At 67.3% G+C, this 12,711-nt stretch carries 9 protein-coding genes; 8 read left to right on the top strand and 1 reads right to left on the bottom strand.

Going from position 1 to position 12,711, the window contains the following annotated elements; all coding sequences use genetic code 11:
• The first annotated feature begins 7 nt into the window (after nucleotides 1-7).
• The 8 genes from AB4061_RS05805 (at nucleotide 8) to AB4061_RS05770 (ending at nucleotide 10,899) form a co-directional block, all read left to right on the top strand.
• Nucleotides 8-1,084, top strand: coding sequence for a branched-chain amino acid ABC transporter permease (locus AB4061_RS05805; RefSeq protein ID WP_441631770.1), 1,077 nt, complete (start codon nucleotides 8-10; stop codon nucleotides 1,082-1,084).
• Between the two features lie 12 nt (nucleotides 1,085-1,096).
• Nucleotides 1,097-1,894, top strand: a complete 798-nt coding sequence (locus AB4061_RS05800) for an ABC transporter ATP-binding protein (protein WP_441631768.1) — start codon at nucleotides 1,097-1,099, stop codon at nucleotides 1,892-1,894.
• Nucleotides 1,891-2,703, top strand: a complete 813-nt coding sequence (locus AB4061_RS05795; RefSeq protein WP_441631766.1) for an ABC transporter ATP-binding protein — start codon at nucleotides 1,891-1,893, stop codon at nucleotides 2,701-2,703. The genes AB4061_RS05800 and AB4061_RS05795 overlap by 4 nt, the downstream gene beginning before the upstream one ends.
• Before the next feature lie 87 nt (nucleotides 2,704-2,790).
• Nucleotides 2,791-4,620, top strand: coding sequence for an AMP-dependent synthetase/ligase (locus AB4061_RS05790; protein WP_441631764.1), 1,830 nt, complete (start codon nucleotides 2,791-2,793; stop codon nucleotides 4,618-4,620).
• A 27-nt stretch (nucleotides 4,621-4,647) separates the two neighbouring features.
• Complete coding sequence (locus AB4061_RS05785) at nucleotides 4,648-6,906, top strand: 3-hydroxyacyl-CoA dehydrogenase NAD-binding domain-containing protein (RefSeq protein ID WP_441631762.1); 2,259 nt, start codon at nucleotides 4,648-4,650, stop codon at nucleotides 6,904-6,906.
• Nucleotides 6,907-7,007: 101 nt separating this feature from the next.
• On the top strand, nucleotides 7,008-8,180 hold the full coding sequence (locus AB4061_RS05780; RefSeq protein ID WP_441631760.1) for an ABC transporter substrate-binding protein: 1,173 nt from the start codon (nucleotides 7,008-7,010) through the stop codon (nucleotides 8,178-8,180).
• A 35-nt stretch (nucleotides 8,181-8,215) separates the two neighbouring features.
• Entirely contained in the window at nucleotides 8,216-9,859 is a 1,644-nt protein-coding gene (locus AB4061_RS05775; RefSeq protein WP_441631758.1) for a class I adenylate-forming enzyme family protein, read from the top strand.
• A gap of 182 nt (nucleotides 9,860-10,041) precedes the next feature.
• Nucleotides 10,042-10,899, top strand: coding sequence for a helix-turn-helix domain-containing protein (locus AB4061_RS05770; protein ID WP_441631756.1), 858 nt, complete (start codon nucleotides 10,042-10,044; stop codon nucleotides 10,897-10,899).
• Here the strand turns inward: AB4061_RS05770 and AB4061_RS05765 are convergent.
• Entirely contained in the window at nucleotides 10,896-12,494 is a 1,599-nt protein-coding gene (locus AB4061_RS05765) for an AMP-binding protein (protein WP_441631754.1), read from the bottom strand. The genes AB4061_RS05770 and AB4061_RS05765 overlap by 4 nt on opposite strands.
• Between the last annotated feature and the right edge of the window lie 217 nt (nucleotides 12,495-12,711).

Raw genomic sequence — 12,711 nt, 5'->3', positions numbered from 1 at the left:
ACACGCGATGCGATTCCTCTTCAAGACCGACTATCGCCAGGACCTGCGCCTGGCCAGGCACCCGGGCCATGTGTTCTGGTACGGCTTGCTGATGGCTTGCCTGCTGATCGCGCCGGGCTGGGCCAGCAGCTACTGGATCGCGCAGCTTGGTTTTGTGCTGATCTACGCCATCGCGGGCCTGGGCCTGATGGTGCTGTCCGGCTACACGGGGCTGCTGTCGATCGGCCACGCGGCCTTCCTTGGCGTGGGCGCCTATACGCAGGCCTGGCTGACCGGCCACGGTGTGCCCTTCGTACCGGCCTTGCTGGCCGCGGCTGCGCTGTCGGCACTGACGGGCGTGGTGGTGGGACTGCCGGCATTGCGCGTCAAGGGCATCTACCTGGCGATCGCCACGCTGGCCTTCGGCCTGATCGTCGAGGAGGTACTGGCGCGCTGGGAGAGCGTGACCGGCGGCAATGCCGGCCTGCCGGTGGCCGCGCCGCAGCTGTGGGGCTACGTGCTTGACGGGCCGGTGGCGTTCTACTACCTGTCGCTCGCGGTTTGCCTGCTGGCCACGCTGGCCGTGCTCAACCTGCTGCGCAGCGCCACGGGGCGGGCCTTCATCGCCATCCGGGACTCCGAGATCTCGGCGCAGAGCATGGGGATCCACCTGGCGCGCTACAAGACCTTGTCATTTGCGTTGTCCGCCGCGCTGGTTGGCATCGCGGGGGCGTTGTATGCCCACAAGCTGCGCTATATCTCGCCCGAGCAGTTCGGCATTGCCCAGTCGATCGACTTGCTGCTGCTGGTTGTGGTGGGCGGGCTGGGCTCCGTGCATGGCGCGTTTCTTGGCGCGATCTTCCTGATCGTCATGCCGCAGATGATCGTGCTGGCGAAGGATCTCCTGCCGCCTGCCATCGGGCAAGCCAGCGGCCTGCAGGCGCTGGTGTACGGGCTGGTGCTGATGGCTTTCGTGCTGTTCGAGCCGATGGGGCTGTACGGGCGCTGGTGCAAGATCCGCACGTACCTGGAACTGTTTCCCTTCTATCGCCAGGGCATGTTCCGGCGCCAGAAGGCCTTCCAGCGCTCCGAGCGCCTGAAATAAGGAGGCCCGCACATGACAGACACCCTTCTCAGCGTGCGCGACCTGTCGGTCCGCTTTGGCGGCGTGCTGGCGCTTGGCGGCGTGAGCTTCGATGTGCGGCGCGGCGAGGTCTTTACGCTGATCGGGCCCAACGGGGCTGGCAAGACCACGGTGTTCAACCTGATCAGCCGTATCTATCCGCCCACCAGCGGCGAGATCCTGTGGCAAGGCAGCAGCCTGACGCGGTTGCCGCCACACGCGATCGCCGCGCAGGGCATCGCGCGCACCTTCCAGAATATCGAGCTGTTCGAGCACGCCACGGTGCTGCAGAACCTGCTGATCGGCCACCACACGCATCGCGCCAGCGGCTTCTGGGCAGACCTGCTGTTTACCCCCGCCGCGCGCCGCGCGGAGCTGGCCGCGCGCCACAAGGCCGAGGAGATGATCGAGCTGCTCGACCTGCAGGCGCACCGCGACGCGCTGGTGGCGGGCCTGCCCTATGGCGTGCGCAAGGTGGTGGAGCTGGCGCGGGCCTTGTGCAGCAGCCCGCGGCTGTTGCTGCTGGACGAGCCGTCTTCCGGGCTGAATGTGGAAGAGACCGAGGACATGGCCTGGTGGATCCGCGACATCCAGAGCGAGCTGGGCATCACCGTGCTGATGGTGGAGCACGACATGAGCCTGGTGTCGCGCGTCTCGGACCGGGTGCTGGCAATGAACCAGGGCCAGGTGCTGGCGCAGGGCACGCCGGCCGAGGTCCAGGCGCACCCCGGCGTGATCGAAGCCTACCTGGGCACCGTGGACGACGTAGCGTCACTGCGGAGGGCGGCATGAACCTGATGCAAGGCGCTGACAAGATGCGCGAAATCCAGGACACGCCCGTGCTGGCGCTGGCCAACGTGGAAAGCGCCTACGGCCCGGTCAAGGCGATCCGGGGCGTGAGCCTTGCCGTGCAGCGTGGCAGCATCGCCACCGTGCTGGGCGCCAACGGCGCTGGCAAGACCACCATCCTCAAGACCATTTCCGGCGTGCTGGACCCGACGCGCGGCGGCATCGCTTTCAAGGGCGAGAGCATCGCTGCGATGGATCCGGCGCAGATCGTGCGGCGCGGCCTGAGCCACGTGCCCGAGGGGAGGGAGGTGTTCCCGCTGCTGTCGGTGCGCGACAACCTGCTGATGGGCGCCTATACGCGGCGCGACCGCGACGGCGTGGCGCGCGACATGGAGATGGTCTACGGCTACTTCCCGGTGCTGCGCGAGCGTGCTGCGCAGGATGCCGGCCTGCTCTCGGGCGGCCAGCAGCAAATGCTGGCGATCTCGCGCGCGCTGATGGCCGCGCCCGAGCTGATCCTGCTCGACGAGCCCAGCCTGGGCTTGTCGCCAAAGCTCACCAAGGACATCTTCGAGATCGTGGTGCGCATCAACCGCGAGCGTGGCACCACCATCTTGCTGGTGGAGCAGAACGCCAATATGGCGCTCAACGCGGCGGACTATGGCTATGTGCTGGAGAACGGCCGCATCGTGGCCGAGGACACCTGCGCCGTGCTGCGCGAGAAGGACGATATCAAGGAGTTCTACCTCGGCATGAAGGACAACGGCGTGCGCGGCGAGCGCCGCTGGAAAAAGCGCAAGACCTGGCGGTAGGGCGCTAAACGATCACCAAGTCGATCACCAAGTTGAGAGCAATCAATGGCAATGGCAACGGCAACGGCAATGGCGACAGCGCGCACCATGCAGCCCCTTTCCGAAGCGGCATTCGAGACCCTGCCGCAGATGTTCTGGCACGCCGTGGCCCAGCGCGCCGACGCCGTGATGATGCGGCAAAAGGACCTCGGCGTCTGGCGCAGCTATCGCTGGCGCGAAGTGGGCGAGATCGTGGCCGATGTCGCCGCCGGCCTGGCCGAACTGGGCCTGCGGGAGGGCGAGGTGGTGTCGGTGCTGTCCAATACCAACCGGGAATGGGTGTGGAGCGACCTGGGCGCGCTCACCGCCGGTGCGGTAGTCAGCGGCATCTATCCGACCGATTCGCCCGCGCAGGTGGAGTACCTTTGCCACGACTCGGGCAGCGTCATGCTCTTCGTCGAGAACGAGGAGCAGCTGGACAAGTACCTGGAGGTGCGCGAGCGCCTGCCACGGCTGCGCAAGGCGATCGTGTACGACATGGAAGGGTTGTCCGGCTTCGATGACCCCGGCGTGCTCGGCTTCGACGCGCTGCTGGCGCTCGGCAGGCAAGCGCGGGCGCGGCAACCGGGGCTGGTGGCCGCGCGGCTGGCCGCCGGCAGCGCCGACGCGCTGGCGGTGCTGGTCTATACATCCGGCACCACGGGACGGCCCAAGGGCGCGATGCTGTCGCACCGCAATGTGCTGCGCAGCTGCCTGACGCTGCGCGAGTTCCTGCCAGCCACCACCATCGGCGAGCGCATGGCCTTCCTGCCGCTGTGCCACGTCTCGGAGCGGATCTTTGGCGAGTACTACTCGATCCTGTCCGGTGCCGTCGTCAACTTTGTCGAGAACCCCGACACCATTTTCGACAACATTCGCGAGATCCAGCCCGACGCCTTCCTGGCGGTTCCTCGCGTGTGGGAGAAGCTGTATTCCAGCGTGACCATTGCTGTCCGGGAAGCGACCCGCCTGCAGCGCTGGGCCTATGACTGGGCGCTGGCCGCCGGGCAGGCCCGCGTGCGCGAGGACGGGCAGGCCACGGCGTTGCCTCTGGCCGCCCGCCTGAAGCTCTGGCTGGCCGATACGCTGGTGCTGGGCAATGTGCGCCGCATGATGGGCCTGAACCGCGTGCAGCTGGCGGTGACCGGCGCGGCGCCGATCTCGCCTGACCTGATCCGCTGGTATATGGCGCTGGGCATCGTGCTGCACGAGCTATGGGGCATGACCGAGATCACCGGCGCGGCCACCTGCAACCCGCCGGGCCGCACGCGCCCGGGCAGCATCGGCATTGCCTTGCCGCATACCGAGGTGAGGGTCTCGCAGGAAGGCGAGCTGCTGGTGCGGGGCCCGCAGGTCTTCATGGGCTACCTGAACCTGCCCGCCAAGACCGCCGAGACCATGGCCGACGGCTGGCTGCGCACCGGCGACGTGGGCCGGGTGGACGAGCAGGGCTACTTCTATATCACCGACCGCATGAAGGACCTGATCATCACCGCTGGCGGCAAGAACGTCACGCCGTCCGAGTGGGAGAACCAGCTCAAGTTCAGCCCCTATGTGACCGACGCCGTGGTGATCGGAGACCGCCGGCCCTACCTGAGCTGCCTGGTGATGATCGACCAGGACAACGTGGAGCAGTGGGCGCAGGAGCACGACGTGCATTTCTCCGACTACGGCTCGCTGTGCCGCAGCAAGGAGGTGATCGCGCTGGTGGGCCAGGAAATCGCCCGTGTCAACAAGCAGTTCGCGCGGGTCGAGCAGATCAAGGCATTCCGGCTGATCGAGACCCGTCTTGGCGCCGAAGACGAGGAACTGACGCCCACCATGAAGCTCAAGCGCAAGCTGGTCAACGACAAATACAGCGCTCTGATCGAGTCGATGTACCTGGCCAAGGTGGCCTGAACGCAAGCGGCCCCAACCGGAGGCGCCATGAGCGATGCAGACAAAGCGGTTCCCGTCAGCCTGGTTCGGCACGGCCGCATCGGCCTGCTGTGCATCGACCATCCACCGGTAAACGCGCTCTCGGTGGCGACGGTGGCGGGGCTGGATGCCAAGGTGGCCGCCTTCGAGGCCGATTCCTCCCTCGATGGCTTGCTGATCTGGTGCGCGGGCCGTACCTTCGTGGCGGGCGGCGACATCGCCCAGTTCGATGCGCCGGATTTCACGGCTGCGCCTTACAACCGCATCCTGGCCCGGATCGAAGCCAGCGAACGGCTGGTCGCGGCGGTGCTGCACGGCACCGCGCTGGGCGGCGGGCTGGAACTGGCGCTGGCCTGCCATTACCGTGTATCCGTGCCCGGCACGCAGGTCGGGCTGCCCGAGATCAAGCTGGGGCTGCTGCCCGGCTCGCTGGGTTCGCAGCGGCTGCCGCGCGCCTGCGGCGCGGCCCTGGCGCTGGACCTGATGCTGAGCGGGCGCATGCTCGACGCCGAGGCGGCGCTGGCCGCCGGCATCGTCGATGCGCTGGTGCCGGGCGAGCCGTTGGCCGCTGGCCTTAGCTATCTGGAAGACCTGCTGGCGCGGCGGGCGCCGCCGCGCCGGCTGTCGACGCTGTCCGTGCCTGTCGCCGGGCTGCCGCCGGATTTCTTCGCGCAGGCCTTGCGGCACGCCACGCAGGAGCGCGCGTGCTACCCCGCAGCCGCGGCTATCGTGCGAGCGGTGGAGGCGGCGGCAACCCTGCCGTTCGCCGAGGGCGAAGCGGTGGAGGCCGCCTTGCTTGCCGCCTGCGTGGCGTCGCCGGAATCGCGGGCGCTGCGCCACCTGTTCTTTGCCGAGCGCCAGGCGGCCCGCGTGTCCGGGGTGCCTTCGGCCATGACGCCGCGTGCGCTGCATACGGCCGGGGTGGTGGGCGCCGGCACCATGGGCAGGCGCATCGCCATGAGCCTGGCGGACGCCGGCTTGCCGGTAACGCTGGTTGAGGCCAGCGACGTGGCGCTGGCCAAGGGCCTGGCGTCCGTGCGCGCCCAGTACGAGGCCGGTGCCGCGGCCGGGCGGCTGCGGCCAGATCAGGTGGACAGGCGCATGGGCCTGATTGCCGGCACGCTGGACTACGACGCACTGGCCGGCTGCGAGCTGGTGATCGAAGCGGTGATGGAGGACATGGCGCTCAAGCAGCAGGTGTGCGCCCGTCTTGGCCAGATCTGCAAGCCCGGGGCGATCATTGCCACCAATACTTCCACGCTGGACGTGGAGGTGCTGGCCGAGGCCTGCGGCCGGCCGGAGGATTTCGCCGGGCTGCATTTCCGCAACCCGGCCAATGGCGGGCGGCTGATCGAAGTGGTGCGCGGCAGCGCCACCGCGCCGGATGTGCTGATGACCGCCATGCACCTGGCCCGGCGGCTCGGCAAGGTGGCGGTGGTGACGGGCGTGTGCTTTGGCTTTATCGGCAACCGCATGGCAGAGGCCTACCTGCGCGAGAGCGAATTCCTGCTCATGGAAGGCGTGAGCCCGGCGCGGTTGGATGCCGTGATGCAGGCTTATGGCATGGCGATGGGGCCGTGCCGCATGCTGGACCTGGCCGGGATCGACACGGGCGCCAAGATCGTGCTGGAGTACGGCAAGGCCGGGGGGCTGCCGCCGGATCCCGCCTATCGCGCGGTGGTGCGCACTTTGTTCATGCTGGGACGGCTCGGCTGCAAGAGCGGCGCGGGCTACTACCGCTACCCGGAAGGCGAGCCGGTGGCGGACCCGGAGGCCGAGCGCATCTGCGCCGCGCTGGGCCGCGCGCACGGCATCGCCCGCCGCACCGACATCGCCGACGCCGAGATCGTCGAGCGCCTGATTTTTCCGCTGATCAACGAAGCCGCCAAGCTGCTGGAGGAGGGCATGGCCAGCCGGCCCGGCGACATCGACATGGTGTGGACCGCCGGCTATGGCTTTCCCGATTATCTCGGAGGCCCCGTGTGGCAGGCGGACAGCATTGGCCTGCCCCGCATCAAAGCCGGGCTGGAGCGCTACGCCCGCCTGCGCGGCAATCCTTACGACTACTGGGACATCTCCCCCTTGCTGGCGGCGCTGGCGCGCGGCGGGCAGCGCTTGTCCGACTGGTCCGCGCCGCCGCCCGCGGCCGATGCCGCGGTGCCGGACGGCCAGGCACAGGGCCATGCGCCTATCTCATTACCGCCGGACTCGCGGTCCGCGCAAGGCAGGATCCAGTCGGGACCCAAGCCGCCACAGAGCGTGCATTGAAGCCAAGGCAATCCACGCGTCAAGCCATCCACGCATTAAGCGATCCACCCATTAAGCGATCCACCCATTAAGCAACAAACCGATAAGACAAGGAGACAACCATGATCTTGAAGACCACCATCGCCGCCATTGCGCTCGCACTCAGCGCCGGTGCGAGTGCGCAGACGCGCGGCGTCACCGACAAGGAAATCGTGCTCGGCCTGATCACCGATATGTCCGGGCCGATCGTCAACTACGGCAAGGAGTCGCGCAACGGCATGACCATGGCCGTGGAGGAGATCAACGCCCGCGGCGGCGTRCAGGGGCGCAAGCTGCGGGTGGTGGTGGAAGACAACGGCTACGAGCCCAAGCGTGCCGTGCTGGCCGCGCAGAAGCTGGTCACGCAGGATGGCGTGTTTGCCATCATCGGCCACCTGGGCACCGCGCCCAATATGGCCACGCTGCCGTTCCTGGTGCAAAGCAAGGTCTTCAATTTCATGCCGCAGAGCGCCGCGCGCGACATGTATGAGCCGGCCAGCCCGTACAAGATCGCGCTGGGGCCGTCCAACTTCCTGATGTCCACCACCATCATGGATTACTTCTTCAAACAGAAGCCCTACCAGCGGGTGGGCGCGCTGTACCAGGACGACGACTACGGGCGGGAGTCGGTGGAGGGCGTGCAGGCCTACCTCAAGACCAGGAACATGACCCTGGTGGAGAAGGTGTCATACAAGCGCGGCGCCACCGATTTTTCCTCGCAGATGGCGCGGCTCAAGGCGGCCAACTGCGACCTGGTGTTCAACGCCTCCACGATGCGCGAGTACATTGCTTCGGTCCAGGAGGCGCGCAAGATCGGCTTCAACCCGGTCTTCGCCGGCACCTCGGCCAACTACGCGCACCAGGTGCCATTGCTGGGCGGCAAGGCGATGGAAGGCCTGCACGCGGCGGCCTTCATCATGCTGCCCTATGCGGACGATGCAAACCCGGCGGTACGGCAATGGGCGGCCGCCTACAAGAAGCGCTTTAATGAAGACCCGGGCGTGTACTCGATGTTCAGCTACTACGCCTACACCACCTTCGCCACCATTGCCGACAAGGCCGGGCGCAACCTGAGCGCGGAGTCCTTCAATGCTGCCATGGAGTCGACCAAGCTACCGCAGGACGCGCTGGGCAACCCGGGCTTCAATGTCTCCGCCACCAACCGCCTGAGCAACGACCGCATCCGCATCATGAAGGTGGCTGGCGACAAGTGGATCCCGGCCAGCGACCTGCTGCCGCCGCCCAAGATGAACTGAGCGGGAGCGGCATCCATGAACAACCGGAGACAACCATGAGCACTGCAACGGAACAGGCGCGCGAGCGCATCGGGCGCATCGCCCTGGGCGATGTGATCCACCGTTGCGCCCGGCGCTTCGGCGCCCGGACGGCATTGATCGAAGGCGACCACAGCCTCAGCTACGCGGCGCTGAACGCCGCCACCAACCAGTTTGCCCACTACCTGCTGGCCCAGGGCATGCGCAGCGCCGAGCGTGTCGGCATGCTGTGCAACAACTCGATCGACATGATCGTGGCGCTGCTGGGCATCCAGAAAGCGGGCATGGTGTGGGTGCCGATCAACACGGCGCTGGCGCCGGATGCGATCCGGTACATCCTGGAACACGCGGAGGTGACGCGCCTGGTGGCGGACGCGTCCGTGCTGGCGCGGCCCGGCATCGGCGAGCTGGTCGCGGCGTTGCGCATTCCCGTCGTGTTGCTGGAGCCGGTGGGCGAGGTGGCAGGCGAGATGGCCGGACTGGCCGGGCTGGCCGTTACCCGGCATGCCGACGCGCTGGCCGGCCAGCCGGCCACGTTGCCAGATGTGGACATCGCCAGCGGCCAACTGGCACAGATCATGTACACCAGCGGCACCACCGGCCCGCAGAAGGGCGTCATGCACTCCCACGACTCGGTGCATTCGGTGCTGGCGCCCAACTTGGTCGATACCGGCTGCGGGACGGCGCGGGAGGTCTTTACCTGCCTGCTGCCCATGTTCCACTGCGCGCAGCACGGCAATACCATGAGCGCGCTGCTGGGCGGCCATGCCGTGGTGATCGGGCGCGGCTTCGATCCGGCCCGGGTGCTGGCGGACCTGGCCCGGCACCGCGTCACCGTGGTGGTGGCGCTGCCGATGATGTACCGGGCCATGCTGGAGCACCCGCAGTTCGCCGCGACCGACCTCTCCAGCGTGCGGCTGTGCATCTACGGCATGGCGCCGCTGCCCAAGAACCTGCTGCTGCGCCTGCTTGATGCGTTCTGCCCCAACTTCGTCCTGTGCTCGGGCCAGACCGAGATGTACCCGGCGGCCACCATCTTCGAGGCGCAGGAGCAGCGCAAGCGCTTTGGCGCCTTCTGGGGCGTGGGCACGGTGGTCAACGAGGTAGCGGTGATGAGCGACGACGGCCGGCTGCTCGGCCCCGGCGAGCCCGGCGAGATCGTGTTTCGCGGGCCGAACGTGATGCTGGGCTATTACAAGGACCCCGAGGCTACCGCCCGCGTGCAGCGCTTTGGCTGGCATCACTCCGGCGATCTTGGCGTGCTGGACGAGGATGGCCAGTTGCTTTTCCTCGACCGCATCAAGGACATGATCAAGAGCGGCGGCGAAAACGTGCCCTCGATCAAGGTCGAAGAAGTGCTGCTGCGCCATGCCGCCGTGGCCAATGCGGCGGTGGTCGGGCTGCCGCATGCGCGCTGGGGCGAGGCGGTGACGGCCTTCGTGACCCTGAAGCCCGGCGCGCGGGTGGAGGAGGACGAGCTCGGCGCGCACTGCAAGGCCCACCTGGGCGGCTTCGAAGTGCCCAAGGCAGTGCTGCTGCTGGCGGCATTGCCGGCCACTTCCACCGGGAAGATCCAGAAGTTCGCGTTGCGCCAGCAGTATCGCGAGCATTACGATGAGCAGCACAAAGAGCGCCATGAAGAGCGCCATGACAAGGGCTGAGCACCGGGCCAGCCTGTGGCGGGCATAGCCACCTGACGCAAGACGTAGCCGGCAGCCCCGGCTACGCTGCTTTTTGCGTCGCATTTTTGCATCGCATCATGGCGGCGCACCGAGAGCAAATAACTGGCAGACCTGGCGACGCCCCCATCGGTGCGCGGACAGCGCCAGCAGGAGACAACGACATGCGGATGCAAGCACAAGGCATTGCGTGCCCGCCAGCGACGACCGTGGCGTCTGGCGCGCGGGACGGAGCCGGCCGGGTGATGTGGCTCACCCCCGACAGGCTGTTCTACGCCGGCCTGCTTGGCTCGCCTTCGGTCCGCACCATGGGTGGGCTGCTGATTTATGTGGCTTTGCGCGCACCCATTCGCATCCGGTTTGACGACGGGCCCTGGGCATCCACGGAACTGGCGGTGGTGCCGGCGTACATGCCGCACTCGGTCGCTTGCGACGACCGCATGATCTGCGACCTCGCGCTGGAAGCGGAGAGCATCGACCTGGCGCGCCTGCCGCCGGTGATACGCGAGCGGGCAGGGCCGGTGGACGATCCGGCCTTTGTGCGCCATGTGCGCCAGGCGCATGCCTACCTGAGCGAGCGCGGCCGGGAGCTGGAACTGCAGGCCGACAGCTTCGACCAGATTTTCTTCGGGCACGCGCTGGCGCCGCGCAAGCTGGACCCGCGTATCGAGGCTGCGGTGCAGCGCATCCGCAATGCGCCTTCGGCCACGGCCACGGCCGAGTCATGCGCCGCATCGGCCCATCTGTCCTTCTCGCGCTTCCTGCATCTGTTCAAGGAGGATGTCGGCACGCCGTTCCGCAGCTTTCGGACCTGGAAGCGCGCCCGCAGCCTGCTGCACTACGTCACCCAGAACTCCAACCTGGCGCATGTGGCCCTGGATACCGGCTATCCGGATTCCACGCACTTCAGCCACTCCATCCGCCAGGCTTTCGGGCTCAAACCCAGCGATATCTTTGCCGGCTCGCGCAAGCTCGCCCTGATTGGCGAGCGTGCGGAGGTGGGCAGTGGCATGCCCGGCTAGGCGGGCCGGGCAGGGGTATCCGGCGCGTCCTCCGTGCGCAAGGCCGCCTTGAGGATCTTGCCGGCCGGCGTGAGCGGCAGCGCATCGCGCAGCACCACCTGGCGCGGCACCTTGTAATCGGCCAGGCGGGTCCCGCAATACGCGCGGATTTCCTGCTCGGTGACCTGGCAGCCGGGCTTGGGCACGATGTAATAGCGGCCGATCTCGCCCAGCACGGGGTCGGGCACGCCAATGCCGGCGACCATCATCACCGCCGGGTGCCGAGCGATCACGCCTTCGATCTCGGCCGGATAGACGTTGAAGCCACCCTGGATATACATATCCTTCTTGCGCCCCTTCAGATGGATATAGCCGCGTTCGTCCACATAACCCAGGTCGCCCGAGTGCAGCCAGCCCTGGGTATCGAATCCGTCCGCCCCGGCCGCGCTGCCCACATAGCCCGGGCAAACGCCCGCGCCACGGAAACAAAGCTCGCCGATTTCGCCCGCAGCCACGCTTTCGCCGGAAAACGAGACCACCCGTACCTCGGCGGTATCGAACACACGGCCGATCGATTGCATCAGGTCCTGGCGCTGCGCGTCCCAGGGCGTCATGACGATCGCGCCAGAGGATTCCGAGAGGCCATACAGGTTCATCACCGTCGCCTGCGGCATGCGGGCCTGCAACTGCTCCAGCAGGGCAGCATCCACGGTGGCGCCGCCCACGATCAYGAGCCGCACGGAGGAGAAGTCCACCTTGGCCGAGTCGGGATGCATCAGCAGCAGCGTGGCCATGGTCGGCACGCCCGAGAAGATGGTGGGCGGGTGCTGGCGCATCCTGGCGAGCACCAGGTCCGCCTTGAAGGCTGGCACAAGGTCGCAAGTACCGCCGCCGAGCAGGAAGTTCAGCACCCCGCAGGTGATGCCGCCCACGTGGTTCAAGGGCAGGGCCAGCTGTAGCTGGTCGGCCTCGCTCGTACGCACATGGCGCGCTTGCGCCAGGGCCGCTGCCAGCATGCTGAAATGGGACAGTCCCGCGCCCTTTGGCCGCCCGGTGGTGCCCGAGGTGTAGATCACCATGGCCGGGTCCTCCGGCACAACCTGGGCCTCGGCGGCCTCCAGCACGGCCGGGTCCGGCGCGGTGGCCAGCAGCGTGGAAAGCCGCAGCGAGCCGGTGTCGGCCGATGGCGCCGTGTCGATCAGCACCACGTGCGACAAGCCCGGCATGCGCGGACCCAGCCGTGCCAGCATGCCTGGAAAATCGAAGCCCTCGCACTCCGGCACCGTGAAGACCGCCTTGACCGCGCTGTCGTTGACCATATGCTCGATCTCGTTGTCGCGGTAGCGCACGCTCAGGCCCACCACCGCCACGCCGATGCGCGTCGCGGCAAAGAACAGCTGCAGCCACTCGATCTGGTTCAGGCCGATCACGCCGATGCGCTCGCCACGGGCGATGCCCAGGCCAAGCAGGCCACAGGCAAGCCGCGCGGAACTGGCCTCCATCTCGGCAAAGCCGTGGGCCTGCTGCCCGCAGAGGTAGGCAGTGCGCTGGCCCCACCGCCGGCTGGCCTGGCGGAGGGCGGCACCAATGGTGGCGGGCGGCGGGTTGGCAATCATGCGGACTCTCCTGGCGTTGGATGTCAAGTTGGATGCGGCAAGGACCCGGGGCAGGTCAGAGCGGCAAGCGTAGCCAAGTAGCGTGGGGCAAGGCTTGCGGAAAGTGGCTGGGTCGCGGCGTATGGCGGCAGCTCGGTGGGCATCCATTAAGCATGACATGGGTAATTGAAGAATACCCATTAAATTGGTATTTGCAATTTACCCATATTGTTTGTAA

The organism is Cupriavidus sp. YAF13, assembly GCF_052113425.1.
Taxonomy (GTDB): domain Bacteria; phylum Pseudomonadota; class Gammaproteobacteria; order Burkholderiales; family Burkholderiaceae; genus Cupriavidus.
This window is presented reverse-complemented; position numbering and strand designations above follow the sequence as displayed.